13 protein-coding genes are annotated in these 21,607 nt (G+C 47.4%); 8 read left to right on the forward strand and 5 right to left on the reverse strand.

Annotated elements, in window-relative coordinates:
- The first annotated feature begins 111 nt into the window (after nt 1–111).
- The 3 genes from ONT18_RS00130 to uxuA all read left to right on the forward strand — a co-directional run bounded on the left by ONT18_RS00130 (nt 112) and on the right by uxuA (nt 4,515).
- The gene (locus ONT18_RS00130; RefSeq protein WP_264903514.1) at nt 112–1,428 is read left to right on the forward strand and encodes a DNA recombination protein RmuC; all 1,317 of its coding nucleotides are present in this window, start codon (nt 112–114) and stop codon (nt 1,426–1,428) included.
- A 192-nt stretch (nt 1,429–1,620) separates the two neighbouring features.
- Nucleotides 1,621–3,210 (forward strand): mannitol dehydrogenase family protein, encoded by a 1,590-nt coding sequence (locus tag ONT18_RS00135; RefSeq protein ID WP_264903515.1) that lies wholly within the window; start codon nt 1,621–1,623, stop codon nt 3,208–3,210.
- A gap of 33 nt (nt 3,211–3,243) precedes the next feature.
- Nucleotides 3,244–4,515 (forward strand): mannonate dehydratase, encoded by a 1,272-nt coding sequence (uxuA, locus tag ONT18_RS00140; protein WP_264903516.1) that lies wholly within the window; start codon nt 3,244–3,246, stop codon nt 4,513–4,515.
- 100 nt (nt 4,516–4,615) lie between these two features.
- On the opposite strand, the gene ONT18_RS00145 is transcribed toward uxuA, so the two are convergent.
- From ONT18_RS00145 to ONT18_RS00155, 3 genes are all read right to left on the reverse strand, one after another.
- The gene (locus ONT18_RS00145; RefSeq protein ID WP_264903517.1) at nt 4,616–5,035 is read right to left on the reverse strand and encodes a hypothetical protein; all 420 of its coding nucleotides are present in this window, start codon (nt 5,033–5,035) and stop codon (nt 4,616–4,618) included.
- A gap of 496 nt (nt 5,036–5,531) precedes the next feature.
- Nucleotides 5,532–6,818 carry an IS1380 family transposase gene (locus ONT18_RS00150; protein WP_264903518.1) on the reverse strand — a complete coding sequence of 429 codons (1,287 nt, stop codon included), beginning with the start codon at nt 6,816–6,818 and terminating at the stop codon, nt 5,532–5,534.
- A 717-nt stretch (nt 6,819–7,535) separates the two neighbouring features.
- Nucleotides 7,536–10,031, reverse strand: a complete 2,496-nt coding sequence (locus ONT18_RS00155) for a GH36-type glycosyl hydrolase domain-containing protein (RefSeq protein WP_264903519.1) — start codon at nt 10,029–10,031, stop codon at nt 7,536–7,538.
- 158 nt (nt 10,032–10,189) lie between these two features.
- Here ONT18_RS00155 and ONT18_RS00160 point away from each other — a divergent pair, with 158 nt between their 5' ends.
- The 3 genes from ONT18_RS00160 to ONT18_RS00170 are packed head-to-tail and all read left to right on the forward strand — an operon-like array spanning nt 10,190 to nt 17,669.
- On the forward strand, nt 10,190–15,670 hold the full coding sequence (locus ONT18_RS00160; protein WP_264903520.1) for an alpha-2-macroglobulin family protein: 5,481 nt from the start codon (nt 10,190–10,192) through the stop codon (nt 15,668–15,670).
- Nucleotides 15,671–15,703: 33 nt separating this feature from the next.
- A complete protein-coding gene (locus ONT18_RS00165) occupies nt 15,704–16,768 on the forward strand; it encodes a DUF1573 domain-containing protein (RefSeq protein WP_264903521.1) in 1,065 nt (354 codons plus the stop codon).
- A 13-nt stretch (nt 16,769–16,781) separates the two neighbouring features.
- Complete coding sequence (locus tag ONT18_RS00170) at nt 16,782–17,669, forward strand: 4-hydroxy-3-methylbut-2-enyl diphosphate reductase (protein ID WP_264906750.1); 888 nt, start codon at nt 16,782–16,784, stop codon at nt 17,667–17,669.
- A 412-nt stretch (nt 17,670–18,081) separates the two neighbouring features.
- On the opposite strand, the gene cmk is transcribed toward ONT18_RS00170, so the two are convergent.
- Together cmk and porQ are read right to left on the reverse strand one after the other, a co-directional pair.
- A complete protein-coding gene (cmk, locus tag ONT18_RS00175) occupies nt 18,082–18,774 on the reverse strand; it encodes a (d)CMP kinase (protein ID WP_264903522.1) in 693 nt (230 codons plus the stop codon).
- 41 nt (nt 18,775–18,815) lie between these two features.
- Nucleotides 18,816–19,763 carry a type IX secretion system protein PorQ gene (porQ, locus tag ONT18_RS00180; protein WP_264903523.1) on the reverse strand — a complete coding sequence of 316 codons (948 nt, stop codon included), beginning with the start codon at nt 19,761–19,763 and terminating at the stop codon, nt 18,816–18,818.
- 102 nt (nt 19,764–19,865) lie between these two features.
- Here porQ and ONT18_RS00185 point away from each other — a divergent pair, with 102 nt between their 5' ends.
- Nucleotides 19,866–20,591, forward strand: coding sequence for an energy transducer TonB (locus tag ONT18_RS00185; protein ID WP_022121382.1), 726 nt, complete (start codon nt 19,866–19,868; stop codon nt 20,589–20,591).
- Between the two features lie 41 nt (nt 20,592–20,632).
- Nucleotides 20,633–21,607, forward strand: a complete 975-nt coding sequence (locus ONT18_RS00190) for a polyprenyl synthetase family protein (protein WP_264903524.1) — start codon at nt 20,633–20,635, stop codon at nt 21,605–21,607.

Below are 21,607 nucleotides of genomic sequence, written 5' to 3' on the forward strand. Positions count from 1 at the left end.
AGTTAAATATCTACAAGAATCCCCCATGATGTTTGGTGTTATGTCTTGAAATGATTACTTTTGCAAATCATAATTTTTGCAGATTTACAGAATCATTCAAAACAAGGATAAATGGAAATAGTAATTGGAATCATCATAGGACTTGCCATCGGATTCTTCGTGGGGAAACTGATGGAAGCAAAAAGTGCGGGAGAGGAGAAAACCCAGCTCGTAGCGAAGGCTCAGGTGCTGGCGGCTAACATTGAACAGATAAAACTGCATCATGCTTCTGAGGTTCAATCAATGAAATCTCAAATGGAGAACGAGCGGCTGTATGCGGCGAAACTCAGGGCGGAAAGCGACCAGCAGTGGGCACAGAAACTCGAGAGCCTGAAGCAGGAAATGCAGCGAATGACGATAGAACAGCAGAAGGTGGCGGCTGAGCAGTTGGCTGCCAAGCAGTCGGCTCTGCAGGAAAACAACCGTCTGCAGATGGATGAACTCCTGAAACCTATCAAGGAACAGTTTGCTGATTTCAAGAAATCGGTAGAGGAGAGCAAAACCCAGAACGAGGTGAACAAGAAGGAACTGCAGAACACCTTCGAGGCAACGATGAAACTCTTCCAGCAGGAACAGCAGCAGGCTGTACTGAACCTGAAGGAGCAGACCGAGAAGATTGGCTCCGATGCTGCCAACCTGACCAAGGCATTGAAGGGCGACAGCAAGATGCAGGGCGACTGGGGCGAGATGGTGCTGGAAACCATCCTGGAGAACAGCGGACTTCGTAAAGATGAGGAATTCTTCATTCAGGAGAATACGAAAGATGAAGAGGGAAAGAACTATCGTCCGGATGTCATCGTCAGATTCCCGGAAGGCAGAAGTGTGGTCATCGATTCCAAGGTTTCGCTTACCGCCTATTCCGATGCTCTGGCAGCTGAAGATGAGGCTGAACAGGAACGCCTGATGAAGGCACATGCGCTGAGCGTACGAAAGCACATCGATGAACTGGCAGCCAAAGACTATTCCAAACTGGTGGATGATGCCATCGGCTTCGTACTGATGTTCATCCCTAACGAGACCAGCTATATAGCAGCCATGAAGCAGCAGCCTGATCTCAGCCGTTATGCTTATCAGAAGAAGATTATCATCATCTCACCAAGCAATCTGCTCATGGCACTCCAGCTTGCGTATAATCTCTGGCAGTATGACCGGCAGAACAAGAATGTGGAGAAAATCGTGAAGACGGCAGCTGACCTGTATGATAAGGTGGCTGGCTTCGAAGATACCTTTACAGGAATCGGTGATCTGATAACCCGCCTTTCGGGTACCTTCGACAAGGCAAGAAAGCAGCTTTACGATGGAAGTGGCAACGTGATGCGCAGGGTGGAAAGCCTGAAAGGGATGGGCGTTACGCCGAAGAAACAGATCAAATCGCTGGAGGAATCGTAACATTTTCTTTTCCTGGTCTTACCATATTGTTCAAAAGTATTTGTTAATCGTTCAATTTTTGAAATTAGTTCTCTAAAAATGAGCGGTTTTCGATTTTTCTTTGTACTTTTGCCACGCCTATTCGGAAAGATAGGCACATACATGGAACAATCAAAAAATAACATATAATCAAATCAAAAATACCGTATAATCATGAAACTGAACGAAATTCTTTCAGACAGCTTTAATGCTGCAGAATGGGAAGCTAAGGGTTATGAACTTCCTAAGTATGACATCGCAGCCGTAGCTAAGAAGACTCACGACGAGCCTACTTGGGTTCACTTCGGTGCAGGTAACATCTTCCGTGCGTTCCCTGCTGCTATTCTTAACGATGCACTTAACACCGGCAAGTACGATCGTGGTGTTATTGTTGCAGAAAGCTTCGACTACGAAATTATCGACAAGGCTTATCGCCCTTACAATAATCTCTCTCTTCTCGTCAGCCTCCAGAGCAACGGAACCATCGAGAAGAAGGTCATCGCTTCTATCACAGAAAGCCTCAAGGCGGATAAGCAGTTTGGTGAGGACTGGGCGCGTCTGGTCCAGATTTTCCAGGCACCAAGTCTGCAGATGGTAACTTTCACCATCACAGAGAAGGGATATTCTTATAATGATGCCGATTTGGCACGTGGTCTTGATGCAGTATTTGCTATGGGTAAGCTTACCGCTCTTCTCTATGAGCGTTATAAGGCAGGCAAGTTGCCACTTACTCTTCAGTCTACCGACAACTGTTCTCACAACGGCGACCATGTTAAGGCTGGCGTAAAGGCTTATGCTGAGCGTTGGGCACAGGATGGTATCGTAGAGGCTGGTTTCGTAGATTATATCAATGACAGCAGCAAGATTACCTATCCTTGGTCTATGATTGATAAGATTACTCCTCGTCCTCACGAGAAGGTACAGGCGATGCTCGCTGAGGATGGTTTCGAGGATAACAATACGATTATCACCGAGAAGCATACTTTCACCGCTCCTTTCGTAAATGCCGAGGAAGTGCAGTATCTCGTTTGCGAGGATACTTATACCAACGGTCGTCCGCCATTGGAGTTGGGCGGTGCGCTCTATACCACCCGCAAGACCGTGGATGAGGTTGAGACCATGAAGGTAACCACCTGTCTGAACCCTCTCCATACAGCGATGTCAATCTATGGTTGCATGCTCGACTATACCTTGATTTCAGCCGAGATGGCTGATGAGGACCTTCGTGCCTTCATCCAGAAGATTGGTTATATCGAGGCGATGCCAGTAGTAACAGATCCAGGTGTATTGAACCCATACGAGTTTATCGGCACCGTTATCAACAAGCGTCTGCCTAACCCGTTCATGCCAGATGCTCCTCAGCGTATCGCTACCGATACCAGCCAGAAACTCTCTATCCGTTTCGGTGAGACTATCAAGAAGTACATCGGCCGTGGTCTCGACAAGAGCAATCTCGTGTTGATTCCTTTGGTATTGGCAGGTTATGCCCGTTATCTCAAGGCATTGGATGATAACCTGAAGCCATTCGAGCCATCTTCTGACCCATTGTTGGCAGAACTCCAGGCTATCGTAGCTCCTCTTGAAGTAGGAAAGGCTGATCAGGACTACTCTTGCCTGAAGAATCTCTATTCCCGCAAGGATGTATTCGGACTCGATCTCTACGAGGCTGGCTTCGGCGAGCAGATTGAGGGCATGGTAAAGGAACTCTTTGCAGGTAAGGGTGCTGTAAGAGCGACATTGCATAAATATGTTTCTGCAAGATAATTCATTTTTAAACTTATACATTATAATATATATATGGAAAGAACATGGCGCTGGTTTGGCAAGAAAGATAAGATTACGCTTGCACAGTTGAAACAGATAGGTGTTGAGGGCATTGTTACCGCATTGCACGATGTTCCTCTGGGCGAGGTTTGGACACGCGAGAAGATTCATGAACTCAAGGAGTACATCGAGTCTTATGGTATGAAATGGAGCGTGGTTGAGTCTTTGCCTGTGGTTGAAACCCTGAAATATGGTGGTCCTGACCGTGATTATCAGATTGAGGTTTACAAGGAAAGTCTCCGCAACCTGGGCGAGGAAGGCATCAAGTGCATCTGCTACAACTTCATGCCTGTATTAGACTGGGCTCGTACCGATTTGTCACACGAGAATCCTAACGGAGCCAACAACCTCTATATGAACTGGGGCGAGTTTGCCTACTTTGATATCTATATCCTGCAGCGTGAAGGCGCTCGTGAGGATTGGGCTGAGTTCTCTAAGGAGCACAAGTGGGGCAGAGACCTCGTGGCTGAGGCTGATGAAATCAAGAAGACTTCTACTCCTGAGCAGGATCATGCCTTGGTAGAGAATATCATCATCAAGACCCAGGGCTTCGTATCCGGTAACTTCAGCGAGGGCGATTCGGCTCCTGTCCAGAAGTTCCGCGACCTGTTGAAGCTTTATGATGGCATTGACAAGAAGAAGTTGCAGGAGAACATGAAGTACTGGCTGGAGGCTATCATGCCTATCTGCGATGAGTACGATATCAACATGTGTGTTCACCCGGATGATCCTCCTTATCCTGTATTCGGTTTGCCAAGAATCATCGGTCGTGCCGAGGATATCCAGTGGATGCTCGATGCTGTGCCAAACAAGCACAATGGTCTGACTTTCTGTGCAGGTTCATTCTCTGCCGGCGAGCACAACGACTGTGTGGCAATGGCTAAGCAGTTTGCCGACCGCACTCACTTTGTTCATCTGCGTTCCTGCTACATTTTCCCTAACGGCAACTTTACAGAGGCTTCTCACTTGGGTGGTCGCGGCCATCTGATAGAGCTTTGCCGCATCTTCGAGAAGGCTGAGCAGGAAGGCAAGTGCAATTCCGGCCGTCGATTGCCGATGCGAGTAGACCACGGTATGACCTTCACTGATGAGCCAGGTGGCGTATTCGATGAGAGCAATCATGGTCACAATGCCGGTTACACTCTCCTCGGCCGTATGTTTGCCATGGGTCAGATTCAGGGTGTCATCGCAACAGTAGATGATGAACTGGGCATTGAGTACAAGCAGCCGGGATTCTATGATTAGTGATTAGTTATTAGTGATTTGAAATTCAGGTAAGATAAAATACGAAAAAGGCTAGCGTGCGTTTTTGCATGCTAGCCTTTTTTTGTGTGCTTGGGGTGCTTTATTCTTTTGTTTTGAGCTCCACTTCCTCCACATATTTCACCAGTGAATCCTTGCCATTGAGGAGATAGAAGTCTACACGAACCACGTGGTTGATGTCGGCATTGCCCTTCACCTTTATGTGTCGGGTCTTGCTGTACATCATCGTGTCGCGGCGTGAAGGATAGGATACGAGCTCGATGAGGTCTTTGGTAGAGCTGCTGCCCACATAATAGATGCCTACACTGTCTTTTCCGTTCTTGATGGCAGCAATCTTCGCCATCTTCTTGGCATGAGCTGCAGAGGTATCTATCGGGTAAAACTCGCTGGCAGCTACCGTGTCGCCGTCATGCTGGTCGGGTGCAAACTTGCAGCTGGTACCCATCGTAGTGATAATGGATGTAGCAGCCAGGGCTGCCACAAAGTATAATATTTTCTTCATTGTTATTTCCTTTCTTTTCTTTTAAAGAATCCTGTTTTGTTCGCAAAATGCGTTATCGGCTGCAAAAGTACAAAAAATAACTCGAAAAGCCATACCTTTTTTATCTTTTTCCTTTTAATACTTCGGATGGAGAGACGTGTGCTGAAACTGGGTGGAAGGAGTTATGGGGATAGCATGGAAGAAGTTATGGGGATGGCATGGAATGAGCGGTATGGAAGGTGTTGGAAGGTATGGTAGATATGGATGGCATGGAAGGAATGGATGGAATTCGGTGCAAAGATACGAATTTTCTCTGATACTGCCAAATTTGGGGGTGTGATAAGGAAATCCTCAAATCCGCAACCTATAGGGTTTAGTGGGATTTTGCTTGCAAAGCGACAAAATTCATTTTATTGTACATATTTCTTGCACAACAGAAATGTCGCAGACACAAAATCCCCTTACCCCATAAAGCGACTTGAGGTAATACGCTGGTTTAACCAGAAAAGCATGGTCTTTAACCAAAGTCTGTCTTGAACAGGTTGGCATAAGCATTGTTGTCTGAGTAAATGTTCAATACATGCCTACGTGATGTCTTAATCCATTTCGCAGGAACAGAGATGAACTTGAAAACAAAGGTCTTGATTCTGCTGGTGGCACGCAATCCAAATTCATGGGTTTTCAATCTCTGCATAATAGCTTTGTAGAAGTTTCTGATGAGAGCTGTCATAAGCAGGAATACAGTATTCTGTGCCATGAACGATTTTGGCAATCGATTCCAGCCAAAGCCATTGTTCATGTCATCGAAGATGCGTTCCTTGCCACCACGAAGATTGTAGAATTCCACGATGTCTCTTGCACTCGACTTGTAATCGTTAGTCAGTATACATCTGTAGGTATATTCGCCTTCCCAAATGTCAAGGTATCCATCTATTCGCCTTTGTCTCTGTATGACAAGACGATACGGTTTTCCTTTCCATTTCTCAACAAGGATAGAATTCAACTCAAACTCAATACCGTTGATTTCAACAGTTTTCCATCCAGTTAAGGCAAACATGGAATCGTAGAAAGAAGAGCATCTGTTGGCACGAATATAAAAATGCCTGCAATGAGCCTCTACCATATCTACGATTTCCTCCGAACATGAGCCGCAATCCATGCGGGCACGAGAAATATATATTTCCGAAGCCTCCAATCGCTTGAAGATTCTTTCCAAAGTCTCTCTTTGGTTGAAGCGCACGTTTGTGTTACCGTCTCTATTTTCAATACCGACAATCATGTCGTTAATGACTGCCACCCCTGGACTATAGCCCAAGAACTTCTTGTAGGTTGGTTTTGCATCATACTTCTCTGTTTCAATGAACTGATGGTCAAAGTCAAAATCATACTCTTGACCGGATTTCAATTGACCAGTAGCAAGCAGGGCATTGACCAGTAAGCAGTTCATCTTGTCTGCAGTATTGAAATCATAGGATTTGCCAGAAGCAGACTTATAGGTGATGCTCTTAAAAGTCAGTTCTTCGATAGCACGTAATATGGTGTCTGCGCTGCAAGTGCGAAGAGTTGGATGAAGAGACAAATGTTTCATCAGGTGAGTTGTAACATCCTCAATACATGAGCCACCACAAAGATATACGCACATCAGAGAGCGTAGAATCTCGCTATATTGATAACCAAACATAGTGCATCTCAATCCCAAGGTGGAATCTATGGTTTGAGCTAAAAGAGCATCAAATTGCTCCATAATCGAAAAAATTCCCCCAAAAGGAGTGAGTTTCTCAGATTTTATTTGTATCTTTGCCATGTCATATTAGAGTTTTGCTTGTCTTCTTTTCGCAACACTAAGGTAAGTGAAAATTCTGACATGGCAAAATCCTGGGTAACTTTTTGTTGCTCAGGCACTTATAAATAATGTTAAATATAGTGTTGCGGAATTAAGGGAAATGTTTGAACTGTGCTTTCAGATTGAAAGTAGTTAAACTTCCTTACTCATAGTTTTGCGGGTGACAACTCATAGTTTTACGGGTAACAACTCATAGCTTTGCTCTCTTAAAGTATAGAGTTAAGCAGTAAATCAGGTGTTTACGAGGGTTATGATGTTTTTACTGCAATGACTCAGTTCCTCAGTTCCTCAGTTTTTCTCTGACCCTTCACTTTTTCCTTTATTTAGAAGTTTATTATATATATAAATATATATATAATAATATATAATATATAACAATTTAAAACAACTTTGAACTATAAGGGCTATATACCCCTTAGGAAAAAACTGAGGAACTGAGGAACTGAGGAACTGAGGAAATGATAGAGACTTAGAATCTTACTCTTGATACTGTTGAATATGTGCTTATGTTAAAAGTTAAGTATCAGATTATCAGATAAATAAAACACTTGACCCCCTGAAATAAGGGGTCAAGTGTTTATTGTGATACCCATACGTCGTGAAACACAACGTATGGGTATGAAAAAGAATTTCGTTACATTGAACTTTCAAATCGTAACTTGATGAGATTTGGCTGATTTACATCTCAACCACTACTTCATGCTTGCCTTCAGAGCAAGGAACGATGGTGCCTGAGATAGGAGAGCCATCCACTGTAATCTGCTTCACGCCCTTCTGGTTTCCGCTAGGATTCTTTACTGTGATATGGTATTCGCCACCACGGAACTTGCGGGTTACCTCATACTCCTTAGCGGTGCTTGGGAGACAAGGATCGATGAGCAAGCCTTCATAATCTGGCTTGATGCCGAGGATGAATTCTGATACTGTATACCACATCCATGCCGCTGTACCGGTGAGCCAGGAGTTCTTTCCTTCGCCCGGCTTGGCTGCATCCTTACCGGCTACCATCTGGCAGTTTACGTAAGGTTCTACCTTGTGAAGTGTCTGATATTTTTCCTCTACATAGCTAGGCAGAATCTTGGTATAATGGCTCCAGGCATCGTTGCCTCGACCGGCTACAGTCTCTCCGATGATGACCCAAGGATTGTTGTGGCAGAAGATACCGGCGTTCTCCTTGTAGCCTTCAGGATAAGAAGAAATCTCACCCATTTCTACATGATAGGTAGTGTAGGCTGGGTTGTTCAGCACCATTCCGTGCTCGCATTCCAGTTGTTTCTTGCTGCTATCCAGTGCTTTATCGCAGAGTCCTTCTTCCAGACCGATACCAGCCATCGTACACCAGCCCTGGCTCTCGATGAAGATTTTGCCTTCCTCGTTCTCATCACTACCAATCTTGTTGCCGAAGAAATCGTAAGCGCGGAGGAACCATTCACCGTCCCATCCATGCTGCTTCACAGCCTCGTTCATCTCATCTACAGCCTGCTGCATGCGCTCGGCTTCTGTCAAATAATCTTCTTCTGCAAGACCGGCTATTTCGCCCTCCTTGCTTTCCATAGCTTCCTTGGCAAGCTGCTTGCACAGAGCCACATAATCCTTGCCGGTAACCACGAACAGACCGGCTATCATCAGACTCTCTGCCTTGCTTCCTTCGCCCTTGTTTTCGGTGGTCTGGAAACTCTCGTTAGGGTCCCAGGAGAAGCAGTTCAGGTTCAAACAGTCGTTCCAGTCGGCTCTTCCGATGAGTGGCAACTTGTGTGGACCCAGATTGTTGATAACATGGTTCATCGAAATCTTGAGGTGCTCGAAGAGGCTTACTTCTGTGCCTGGCTGGTTGTCGAAAGGCACCTGCTCGGCGAGGATAGAGAAGTCGCCCGTCTCCTTGATATAGGCTACGGTACCGAAGATGAGCCAGCATGGGTCGTCGTTGAAACCGCCACCGATATCGTTGTTGCCACGCTTGGTGAGCGGCTGATACTGGTGGTAGCAGCCACCGTCAGGGAACTGGGTGCTGGCGATATCGATGATGCGCTGGCGGGCACGGGTAGGTATCTGATGAACGAAACCTACGAGGTCCTGGTTGGAATCGCGGAAGCCCATGCCTCGACCGATGCCGCTTTCGAAGAAACTTGCTGAGCGTGACATACAGAAGGTGATCATGCACTGATACTGGTTCCAGATGTTCACCATGCGGTCTAACTTGTCGTTGCCGCTCTTCACGGTGAAGATGTTCAGCAGGTTATCCCAGTACTGGTTGAGTTCTGCAAAGGCAGCATCCACCTTTTCTGTGGTATCAAACTTGGCGATAAGCTGATGCGCTTTCTCCTTGTTGATTACCTTCTTGGCGCTGAACTTCTTGTCCTGCTCGTTCTCCACATAGCCCAGCAGGAAGATGAGGTCGCGGCTCTCGCCTGGCTGCAGGGTTACTTCGATGTAGTGAGATGCGATTGGGCTCCAGCCGTGGGCAAAGCTGTTGCGTGGCTTGCCTTCCATCACAGCCTCAGGCTCGGAAAACTCGTTATAGAGTCCGATGAAGCTCTCGCGGTCGGTATCGTAGCCCTGAATCTCGGTATTCACTGTGTAGAAAGCATAGTGGTTGCGGCGCTCGCGGTATTCGGTCTTGTGATAGATGGTAGAACCCTCTACCTCCACTTCGCCTGTAGAGAAGTTGCGCTGGAAGTTCTCCATGTCGGTAGCAGCATTCCAGAGGCACCACTCTGCAAAGGAGAACACCTTGAGGGTCTTCACCTCCTTAGTCTGGTTCTTCAGCGTCATCTTCTGCACCTCAGCCCATGTATGGAGCGGAACGAAGAAGAGCACACTCGCCTCCACGCCGTTCTTGCTGCCCGTGATGCGGGTGTAGTTCATGCCGTGGCGGCACTCGTAGCTGTCGAGCGGTGTCTTGCAAGGTTTCCATCCCGGGTTCCATACGGTATCGCCATCTTTGATATAGAAATAGCGACCGCCGTTATCCATCGGCACACCATTGTAGCGATAACGGGTGATGCGACGGAACTTGGCATCCTTGTAGAAAGAATAACCACCTGCTGTGTTTGAGATGAGCGAGAAGAAATCCTCGTTACCCAAATAATTGATCCAAGGCCATGGAGTCTTTGGATCAGTAATCACGTATTCGCGATTGGCGTCATCAAAATGACCATACTTTTTTTCTGCCATTGTTTTTTTAATGTTATTTCTTGGTAAAATATACTATTTTGATGCAAAGATAGTAAAAAGTTTCAGTTTCGGGGTTAGAAAACAGTTTTTTTTTGTATTTTTGCAATGAAAAGTTTGATGATTATCATCATTCTATTAACATTTTATACAGTTGGCTTATGAAAAGAAACATTTTATCACTTTTGGTAGCCCTCTTTGCTACGATGCAGGTTGCGGCTCAGACATACGACAACTTGTGGAAGCAAGCTGAAATCAATGCTCAGAAGGACCAGCCTAAGAGCGAAATCGCGGTGATGAAGAAAATCATCGCCAAGGCTTCGGCTGCCAAAGATTACGGGCAGCTGCTGGCGGCTGAGACAAGACAGATGACACTCTGGAATGAGATTTCGGCTGACTCGCTGACGCCTAACGTGAAGCGGATGGAAGCAGAGGTGCTGAAGGTGAAAGACCCGGCATTGAAGGCGGTGAGATATGCCGTGCTGGGTAAGGTGTACTGTGATATGAACGAAAAGAAAAGCCAGGAGTTCTTCAAGAAGGCCTTGGAACAGCCTGAACTTCTTGCCCGGCATACATCTGCAGAGTATGTTCCATTGACGCAGAAGGGCGTGGATGGCAGTTCCTTCAACAACGATCTGCTGCATCTCATCGGATTCGAGGCAGACAGCAAGGAGGCGTATCTGCAGCTGTACACTTATTATAATAAGGTGGGCAATCGGGGTGCGGCTTGTCTCTGTGCCTATAAGCTCATCGAGAAATACCGCCAGGACGATGTGAGAGAGGTGAAGAAATCGAAGTATCTGCAGACCATCGACTCGCTCATCCAGGTTTATCAGGATATTCCGGAGGCAGGCGAACTTGCCGTGGAGCATTTCCGCTTCATGGAAGGTGCTACCGATGCCAAACCGCAGGATAAGCTCAACTATATCAACTATGCGCTGAGCCGCTGGGGTGGATGGTCGAGAATGAACGAACTGAGAAATGCGCAGAAGCGACTCACCGAACCGATGTTCCGGGTGAAGGATATGCCGCAGGTATTGCGACCTGGGGAGAAGGCTTGGGTGCAGCTTGATGTGCGCAATCTCCAGAACCTGAAAATCAGTATCTCCCGCCTCAATATCACGGCGGATAACGATTATGATGCTCAGGATGAGGCTACCTATAAGATGCTCCTGAAGAAGACTACGAAGCTGCATCAGAAGGATTACAGCCGCAACTACTACGGTCGCCCGGATTACGAAGAGGTGAAGGATTCCATCGAAATCGGTGGCAATCTGCCGCTGGGTGCCTATCTGATGGAGGTGACTTCGGATAATACCTGCATCGCTCCGCAGCGAGAACTCTTCTATGTCAGCAATCTGGCGGTGATGATCCAGCAGTTGCCGGATGATAAACATCGCTATGTAGTGGTGAATGCTACAGACGGACAGCCTATCGCCGGGGCGAAGATAGAACTCTACGACCAGCGGTATGATTTCAAGACGAAGAAGGACAAGCGAATAGTTCATGCCCGCTTGACAACAGATGAGAACGGAGAGGCTTACTTCAAGAATGTGGATGGAAATGTATTGATTTCTACCAACAATGACAAATTTACGCCAGCCAAGTACATCTATCTCAGCCGTACCCGCTATTATGAGAAGAAGGATAATGAGACTAAATATCAGGTTTATACCGACCGTGCTCTCTATCGCCCGGGGCAGAAGGTACATGCCTCAGCCATTTTCTATACTGTCAAGAAGGGGTTGGATGCCAGCGTGCCAGGAAAGAGTATGGAACTGAAGTTTGTCCTGAGTGATGCCAACTGGAAGCAGGTGGCAGAACAGAAGGTTACGACCGATGAATATGGTACGGCTTCGGTAGATTTCGAACTCCCGAAGGAGGGAAAGACAGGACAGTATTCCATCTCCGTGAATGGTACAGCAAGCGAATATTTCAGAGTTGAGGAATACAAGCGTCCAACCTTCGAGATTACCTTCCCGAAGGTGAACGAGAAATACACCTGGGGCGACACCGTGGTGGTGAAAGCTTCAGCCAAGACCTATGCCGGAGTGCCGGTGCAGGGTGCCAAGGTGGAGTATCAGGTGACCCGCAGAAACCAACTCTGGTGGTGGGGCGCAGGATCTGCCGGACAGTTGGTGAAAACTGACAGTTGCGTGACTCGTGAGGACGGAACCTTCGACGTCGAGATTCCGCTGGAGGCTTCCTTGTCAGGAAAAGACGAGGCTGATATGAGCGATTTCATGCGCCAAGCCCGTTTCTTCAACTTCGAGGTCTCAGCCATCGTTACCGACATCAGTGGTGAGAGCCATGAGGGCGTGATGAGTCTGCCTCTGGGCACCAAGCCAACCATCCTCACGGTGAATCTTCCTAAGCGTATCGAAACAGACAGTCTGAAGACGGTGACCTTCGCTTACCGCAATGCCAGTGGTATGCCGATTTCTAGTAGGTTAAAATATCGAATTGATAAGGGCGAATGGAAGGATGCCGAGGCGAATGCACCGGTTTCTATCAAGGAATATGCTTCTTCTTCTGCATCTTCTTCCCTCGTTTGGAAATCTGGCGTTCATCAGTTGGAGGCAATCTGCGGACAGGACACCCTGCAGCAGAAGTTCACCCTTTTCAGCATGAAGGATACCCATCCGGTGGAGCCAACTACCGAATGGTATTATCAGACGGCGAAGACCTTCCCTCGTGATGGCAAGCCGGTCTATATCCAGGTGGGCTCTTCGGAGAACGGAGCGCACATCGTATATTCCATCATCGCCGGCAACAAACTGCTGGAGAAAGGTGCCTGGGAGTTGGGCGACAGTATCGTGACCCTGCCTTTCACCTACAAGGAGGAATATGCGTCGGGCATCGTACTGAACTATAGTTTCGTGAAGCAAGGCAAGTGCTATACCCGAATGATGAGCATTGCCCGTCCTTTGCCTGAGAAGAAACTGAACATCGCCTGGAAGACCTTCCGCAACCGTCTGACCCCTGGACAGAAGGAGGAGTGGACGCTTAGGATTACCACCCCTGACGGCAAGCCAGCCAAGGCGCAGCTGATGAGCGTACTCTATGACAAGTCGCTCGACCAGATAGCCCCGCATTTCTGGAATTTCTCCCTGGGCTTCTATCAGAGTTTGCCAAACTGCTACTGGGAGGACAACCTCACTTTCCGTTCATTTTACTTGAATGGCGTTTATCCTACCAAGTATTATGACGAGAAGGGACTGGATGTGGATAAGTTTGATGGCAAATACTTTAGTTATTATGCTTATATGCAAGCGGTGGAGCTAAGCAAGTTGGAACGTTCTTCCGGTAGAACCGTTGAGGCTGTTCGTATAAAGAAAGACGAGCTGGTTAAGGAAGAAGCGAAAGTCATCAGGATTCGCGGCTCTAAAATGACCCGTGTCGGAGCGGCTGCTCCATCTGCCAACAAGGTTTTTGATGTAGTAGAGGAGATGCCGCAGTTTGCCGGCGGTTCTGGCTCAGATGCAGAACTGTTCCTCGACCAGGTGCAGGTGCGCGAGAACCTGAACGAGACTGCCTTCTTCTATCCTGCCTTGGAGAGCGACAACAATGGCAACGTAGCCATCAGATTTACCCTGCCGGAGAGCGTGACTACCTGGAAGTTCATGGGATTGGCGCACGACAAGGAGATGCGCAACGGTTTGCTGGTGGATGAGGCTGTGGCTCAAAAGACCGTGATGGTGCAGCCTAATATGCCTCGCTTCCTGCGTGAGGGCGATAAGAGCACCATCGTGGTGAAACTCTTCAATACTTCCGACAAGAAGGTGAGCGGCAACGCCCGTATGCAGATTCTCGACCCGGAGACCAACAAGGTGGTTTGGCAGAAGACGCAGAACTACAGCATCGATGCCGAGGGCTCTGCTACCATCTCCTTTGATGTCCAGGGACTGAAAGAAGGTGTATATATTAATAAGGTGGTGGCTGCCGGTAATGGCTACAGCGATGGTGAACAGCACTATCTGCCGGTTTTGAGCAACCGTGAACTCGTGGTGAACACCCTGCCTATCACCCTGCATCAGAAGGGTGAGCAGAACTTCGATCTGAGCAAACTCTTCCTGAACAAGGAGGGCAAGCAGGCGAAGGGCGCTGAAGAGGCAAAGGTAACCATCGAGTACACCAATAACCCAAGTTGGCTGATGGTGAAGGCGCTGCCAGCCATCAGTAATCCGGATGAGGAGGACGCCATCTCGCTGATGTCTGCCATCTATGCCAATACCATTACCACCCATATCCAGAAGACTCTCTCTTTGGATAATCATTCTCAGAAGAATCTCGCTCAGGAGAGCATCCGTCTGCAGAATCAGGTGGAGAAGCTGCAGAAGTTGCAGAACCCTAACGGTTCCTTCTCCTGGTGGAATGGAATGAAGGGCAGCAGATATATGACAACGTCGGTAGCCGAAATGATGGTTCGATTGAATGCCATCGCAGGTGTGCAGAAATCAACTGCCCGGATGCTGACTTCGGCTCTGAACTATCTCTCTCTGCAGACCGCACAGGAAGTAAGAGAAATGAAGAAACAGGAGGAGAAAAAGCAGAAGGTGAGTCCTAGCGAACAGGCGCTGCATTATCTCTACATCCTTTCGATGGATGGCAGAAAGATGAAGCAGAATCTGGAAGCTGACAAGGCTTATCTCCTGGAAAAGATGTCGAAGATGACCGGTGATTTCTCCATCTATGGCAAGGCGCGTGCTGCCGTGGTACTCGCCAGAAACAGCCAGCAGAATGCTGCCTACCGCGAGAAGGCTGGCGAATATCTGCAGAGCGTGAACGAATATGCCGTTTATCGTGAGGAGATGGGCCGCTATTATGATACCCGTAAGGCACTCTATAGCTGGAGAAATTATAAGATTCCTACCCAGGTATCTGTGATAGAGGCGATGCAGCTGCTGAAGCCGAATGACAAGCAGACCATTGAGGAACTGCAGCGTTGGCTTCTGATGTCGAAACGCACCCAGGTTTGGGATACGCCGGTGAACACCGTGGATGCTGTTTACGCCTTTATGAAGGGCAATGAGAGCAACTGGAGCAGGAAGGCTGAAAATGCCGTGCTGAAACTGGATGGCAAGCTGCTGCCGATGCCGCAGGATTCCACTACTTTGGGCTATGTGAAGACCGAAAGACCGGGCAAGGCATCTAAGCTGAGCATCGACAAAAAGAGCGATTATACCAGCTGGGGAGCCGTCTATGCAGAGTTTAAGCAGCCTATCAGCGAAATCGGTTCCATGGAGTCGGGCATCAAGATTCGCCGTGTCATCGTTCCTGCCGAATCTGAGGGTAAGGGCAAGGCGCAGGCGAAGGTAGGCGAGAAGGTGAAGGTAACGCTCCTCATCACCGCCGACCGCGACTACGACTTTGTGCAGATTACGGATAAGCGTGCGGCATGTCTGGAGCCGGTTAACCAGAAGAGCGGTTATCAGTGGGGCATAGGCTGCTATGTTTCTCCAAGAGATTATGCAACAAATTTCTATTTCGATCGTTTATCTAAAGGTATGCACATCGTAGAAATGGAGTATTACGTGGATAGAAAGGGCGACTATCAGAGCGGAACTTGCACCGCTGAGTGTACCTACAGTCCGGAATTTGGTGGCCGCACAGAGACTTATGAATTGAAAGTTAATAATTAAAGTTTATAGATTGATAATTTAAAATAGAATAGTATGAAACGGATGAATATATGGATGCTCTCAGCGCTGTTGGCGCTGCCTGCATCAGCACAGAAGATTACAACCCAGCACGAGGTGGTAGACTGCGGACAGGTGGTGTTCAACAAGCCTGTAACTGCCGAATTCATGCTGAAGAATGACGGGCTCAAGCCGTTGGTTATCAACAATGTATTGAAAAGCTGCGGCTGTACGGAGGTAGGTTATCCGAAGACGAGCATTGCTGCCGGCGAAAGTTTCGTCATCAAGGCGGTATACGATGCCAAGCAGATGGGTACTTTCACCAAGCAGGTTTGCCTCTATACCAATGCGGATGAAGAGCCGTTCATCCTCTCTATGAGGGGAAAGGTAGTGGGCAGCGTAGTAGATTTCGCTGGTTCTTACGATGAGATGCTGGGTGTCATCAAGAGTGATGCCCAGGAGGTGGAGTTTGATGACGTGAACCGTGGCGACCGTCCGGTTCAGCGCATCCATATCTTCAATCCTACCGACGAATTACTGGAGCCGGTAGTGATGCATCTGCCACCCTATCTTCATGCTTTCGTATCGCCTTCCAAGGTAGCTCCGCGTCATTCTGCCGAAATCAGTTTCGTGCTGGATTCCAAGAAACTGCGCGACCTGGGCTTGAACCAGACATCGGTTTATCTCGGTGAACGTCCTGGCGATAAGATTGCGCCTGAGAAGGAAATCGTGGTATCAGCCGTTCTTCTTCCTGGTTTCGAGAACATGACTCCAGCCAAGAAGGTACTGGCTCCGAAGATTGAGATGTCTGCCACCGATCTCAATCTGGGTAGTTTCAATGGAAAGAAGAAGCTGAAGGGTGAGATTCTGATTACCAATAAGGGTAAGTCGGAACTGGATATCCGCAGCATGCAGATGTTTACGATGGGCTTGCAGGTGAACCTGAAGAAGAGTAAAATTCAGCCAGGAGAGACCGTTAAGATGAAGGTGACGGCTGTGGCTGCCGACTTGAAGAAATCGCGTGTCAGACACCCTCGTATCCTCATGATTACGAATGATCCTGAACATGCTAAGGTGGTGGTGAAGATTAATGTACAATGAATTAAAAACGAATATCGTGCAGATAGAAATAGATAACGGCAGTGGGTTCTGCTTTGGCGTAACCACTGCCATCAAGAAAGCTGAAGAGGAGTTGGCTAAGGGCGGTAAACTTTACTGCCTGGGCGATATTGTGCATAACGGTATGGAGGTGGAGCGCCTGCATGAAGCGGGACTCATCACGATAGACCATGAGCAGATGGAGGAACTGCAGGGCGTAAAGGTCTTGCTCCGTGCTCATGGTGAACCGCCTGAAACTTATGCCCTTGCCGAGCGAAACAACATTGAAATCATCGATGCTACCTGTCCTGTGGTGCTCCAGTTGCAGCGCCGCATCAAGAAGCAGTATGTCAACAATCCGGAGGCACAGATTGTGATTTTCGGCAAGAACGGCCATGCTGAGGTGCTCGGACTGGTGGGGCAGACGGAGAGTCATGCCATCGTGGTAGAGAAGTTTGAGGATGTGAAGCAGCTGAAGGAAAGCGGTCAGTTGGATTTCTCTAAAGATATCTATCTTTACTCCCAGACAACCAAGAGTCTCGATGAGTTCCACCGCATCATCGAATACTGCCAGGAGCATATTGTTGAGGGCGCTGTCTTCAAGAGTTTCGATACTATCTGCCGTCAGGTGGCTAACCGCATGCCTAACATCGCTGCCTTTGCCAGCAAGCATGATGTCATCCTCTTTGTGAGTGGCAGAAAGAGCTCGAACGGTAAGGTGCTTTTCAAGGAATGCAAGAGCGTGAATGCCAACAGCTACCAGATAGAAAGTGCCGACGAGATAGATATGAACTGGTTCAAGGATGTGGAAACGGTAGGTATCTGTGGTGCTACCAGTACGCCGAAGTGGCTGATGGAAGAGTGCAAGGATAAGATTATCAACGATAGTTCGGTTCTCTTATAGTGAGAGTTAAGATGTTGACTATCAGTCACTTGATACCCTTGTTACGGCGTTTCGCCGTATCAAGGTTAGAGGATAGTTTTATTGTTGATTGAAAAACTTAATATGTTGGTTATTAATTAGTTAACCCATTTGACGCTGTGTTTTACAGCGTCAAATGGGTTTATCTTTTATAAACTGTCTGAAAATAAAACAGGTGATAAATCTTCTCCCGAAGACCTATCACCTTCAAAAAACAGTAATTAACTCAAAATTTATAATCTATATCATTACTACCTTGTTAATATGATTGCAAAGATACTAAATTGAAGTTTTTTTTCCAAATCTTTTTCATCGAATAAAATAAATTTATCGGTAAAAGTAGTATATTTAACGTATTTTCGCATAAATAACCCGGCAGTCTCTTTTCTGTAGCTTATTCTGCTATTGCCTTTTGATATTGTTCCATCAGCCATGCCTTCTGTTCAGGAATGGTCATGTTGCTGTTGTCGAGCGTGATGGCATCATCAGCCTTTCTGAGTGGGGAAGTCTCGCGGTGGGTATCGATATAGTCGCGCTCCTCTACATTCTTCAGAATCGCATCGAAGTCGGCTGGCATTCCTTTTTCCTTCAGTTCATCGAAACGGCGCTGTGCTCTCACCTGTGAGCTGGCTGTAACGAAAATCTTCAGTTCGGCATTAGGGAACACGGTGGTACCTATATCGCGACCATCCATCACGATACCCTTGTCTTCGCCCATCTTCTGCTGCTGTTCTACCAGCGCCTCTCTGACGAAAGGAACGGCGGCAATCGGACTAACGTGGTTGGAAACCTCTAACGAACGGATTTCCTTTTCTACCAGTTCGCCGTTCAGATAGCAGTCTGGGCGACCGATTGTTTCATTAAACTTGAATGAGATGCAGATGTTCTTCATCTCCTTCTGCAGTTCTTCAGTCTTTACGGCTCCATCTGCTTCGAAGAGCTGATGACGCAGCGCATAGAGAGTTACCGAGCGGTACATGGCGCCCGTATCTACATAAACATAACCTATTTCCTTGGCAAGATCCTTTGCCATCGTACTCTTACCGCAAGAAGAGTATCCGTCTATTGCTATTGTTATTTTCTTCATAATTTCGAACTAACTTTAATGTATAATTTATAATGTACAATTTATAATCTGTAACTTACGTTCAGCATGAGACTGCTGCTACTGACGTGATATTTGCCGTAGGCAACGTTCAGATGGAAGCGCTCCAGGTTGATACCGCCACCCACAGAAAAACCGGCTCCATGACTGCTTTCCTCATCTTCTGAGGTGCTGATTTTCATCTCGCTGGCTCTCCGGAAGTTGTAGCCGGCACCTATCCACAGGCTTTCTGAAAGCAGAATGTCGGCACCTACTACGGCATGATCACGAAGACTGCTGTCCCAATGGTTCAGGTTGACCAGTGTGGCTGATACCCTGAACGGTGCGTTGGCGAAGCGTTTCGTCACACCCAACTGCAGGTCGATCGGCATCTTCTCGTATTCATTATCGTAGGCTTTCAGCTGTCCACCCAGGTTCTTTGCCACGCAAGAAACCGACCATTCCGTTTCCGGGTCGTAATAGTTGATACCCAGATCCACTCCCACAGCGATAGAATTGTAATCGCCAATATACGAAGTGATGAATTTGGCGGCAATACCACCCGCAAACTTTTCACCGAGCATATAAGAGAAGTAACCCGCAACGGCAATATCCTTTGCCGAGAACTCACCCATTTGGATGTTGTTCTCATCCGTCTCTTTCATCTTGCCGTAGTCAACAAGCTGAGCCGAAACAGCCCACGAAGCCTTGTCGTTGACAGTACGGTTGAAACTAGCCGAGGCAGTGTTCACCCCCGACATATAGTTCATATAATTGAGATTGACCATCTTGTCGTTTACTGATGACAGAAGAGCCGGATTATGGAATATGAGTGCCTCATCATCTTCTATCAAGGTGATGTTGTCGCCACCCAGAGCAGCTGCATGAGCACTCACCGGCAAGCGAAGGAAATTATACCCCGTTTGGCTCTCTTGAGCATCAATAATTGTCGCAAAAAGCGTCAATATTGCGGAAATTACATATTTTTTCATTTAAATTTTCTAATTCTTTGGCAAAGATACTGCTTTTTTCAATAATAAGAAGTAATTTTGCAATGTTTTCGTAGGAAATAACGATTTTAAACGGTTTTTATTGTGGAAATTAAGAAATCAAATAGCGCACAACTGGAAGATAAGCGGGTTACATTTTTCCTGCTAGGTTTGCTGCTGGCTTTTACTTTCATCTTCGTAGGACTCCAATATCAGAGAGGTCCGCAGGGAGATGATGACTTGTCGGAATCGATGGAAGATCTCTCACAGGATCTGGAAATGTCGGCTCGTCCCGACCTGAAAGATATGGTGAGTGCAGAGGCTGTTTCGGCTCCTGCTTCTAAGTCAATTACCCAGGAAGTGAAGGCTGCCGAGCAACAGACTCAGAAGGCACCGCAGAAAATCAGTTCTACAACCAGCGAACTGGTTATCGGCGACGGATCGGGTGTAGTGGATGGAGCTGAGGTGAAGGAAGCGGTTCCTGAAACTCCCATTGAGAATCCGGGAGCTGAGGCTCCTATCAAACTGACCGTCGTGCAGAAGATACCGCAGTTTCCTGGTGGCTGGTCTGCCTTCATGCAGTGGCTTACCAAGAACCTGAAGTACCCTGTAGCTGCCCAGAAGAGTAGGATTCAGGGAACCGTAGTGGTATCCTTTATCGTAAACAAGGATGGAAGTGTTGCCAATATCAAGGTAAGCACTTCGGTAGATCCATTGCTCGACAACGAGGCTTTGAGGGTGATGAAGATGATGCCGAAGTGGAAACCGGGCATCGATAAAGGCAAGGTCTGTCGCACGATGATTGCCATCCCGGTAGTGTTCCAGCTATAAATAGTTCATTGTAAATAATACATTATAAATTATACATTATTATGAAGACAGCAGATGAAATTTTAAGCATGGTAAATGAGTTTCTGGCTAATTTGCCTTACGAAAGAAAGCCAAAGTCTCTTTATGAGCCTATCAGATACGTACTTTCTATGGGGGGCAAGCGTATTCGTCCTACGCTCATGCTTCTGGGCTACAATCTTTTCAAGGACAATCCTGAGAAGATTCTGATGAATGCCGTTGCCCTGGAAACTTATCATAACTATACTTTGCTGCATGATGACCTGATGGACAATGCTGATTTGCGTCGCGGTCATGAAACGGTTCATAAGAAATGGGATGCCAATACGGCAATCCTTTCGGGCGACAGCATGCTCGTTCTGGCTTATGAACGTATGGCTCAATGTGATGAAAAGCATCTTGCCAAGGTGTTGAAACTCTTTACGACCACTGCCCTGGAAATTGGTGAAGGTCAGCAGTTTGATATGGAGTTTGAAAACCGTAACGATGTGAAGGAGGAGGAATATATCGAGATGATCCGCCTCAAGACCAGCGTTCTCCTGGCTTGTGCCCTGAAGATGGGTGCTATCCTTGCCGATGCTTCTAATGAGGATGCAGAGAACCTGTATAAGTTTGGCGAGCAGATTGGATTGGCGTTCCAGTTGCAGGATGATTACCTCGATGTTTACGGCGATACCAAGGTGTTCGGTAAGGAGATTGGTGGCGATATCACATCCAACAAGAAGACTTACATGCTCATCAATGCCTTCAACCATGCCAACGACGCTCAGCGTGCAGAACTGCAGAAGTGGGTGGATGCCGAGGAGTTCGACCGCAAGGAGAAGGTGGCTGCCGTTACCCGTCTTTACAACGAGATAGGTATCGACAAACTGGCGCAGGATAAGATTGCTTATTATTTCGAGCAGAGCAAGAAGTATCTGGATGCCGTGAATGTGCCTGCTGAGCGTAAGGAGGAATTGGCAAAGTATGCTCAGAAAATGATGAAGCGACAGTACTAA

It is taken from the genome of Segatella copri (genome assembly GCF_026015295.1).
In the GTDB taxonomy this organism is placed as follows: domain Bacteria; phylum Bacteroidota; class Bacteroidia; order Bacteroidales; family Bacteroidaceae; genus Prevotella; species Prevotella copri_C.

Excerpts from the sequence above, each read along its gene's own strand:
- ONT18_RS00130 (WP_264903514.1), top strand. The coding sequence starts at position 112 with ATGGAAATAGTAATTGGAATCATCATAGGACTTGCCATCGGATTCTTC.
- ONT18_RS00135 (WP_264903515.1), top strand. The coding sequence starts at position 1,621 with ATGAAACTGAACGAAATTCTTTCAGACAGCTTTAATGCTGCAGAATGG.
- uxuA (WP_264903516.1), top strand. The coding sequence starts at position 3,244 with ATGGAAAGAACATGGCGCTGGTTTGGCAAGAAAGATAAGATTACGCTT.
- ONT18_RS00145 (WP_264903517.1), bottom strand. The coding sequence starts at position 5,035 with ATGAAGAAAATATTATACTTTGTGGCAGCCCTGGCTGCTACATCCATT.
- ONT18_RS00150 (WP_264903518.1), bottom strand. The coding sequence starts at position 6,818 with ATGGCAAAGATACAAATAAAATCTGAGAAACTCACTCCTTTTGGGGGA.
- ONT18_RS00155 (WP_264903519.1), bottom strand. The coding sequence starts at position 10,031 with ATGGCAGAAAAAAAGTATGGTCATTTTGATGACGCCAATCGCGAATAC.
- ONT18_RS00160 (WP_264903520.1), top strand. The coding sequence starts at position 10,190 with ATGAAAAGAAACATTTTATCACTTTTGGTAGCCCTCTTTGCTACGATG.
- ONT18_RS00165 (WP_264903521.1), top strand. The coding sequence starts at position 15,704 with ATGAAACGGATGAATATATGGATGCTCTCAGCGCTGTTGGCGCTGCCT.
- cmk (WP_264903522.1), bottom strand. The coding sequence starts at position 18,774 with ATGAAGAAAATAACAATAGCAATAGACGGATACTCTTCTTGCGGTAAG.
- porQ (WP_264903523.1), bottom strand. The coding sequence starts at position 19,763 with ATGAAAAAATATGTAATTTCCGCAATATTGACGCTTTTTGCGACAATT.
- ONT18_RS00190 (WP_264903524.1), top strand. The coding sequence starts at position 20,633 with ATGAAGACAGCAGATGAAATTTTAAGCATGGTAAATGAGTTTCTGGCT.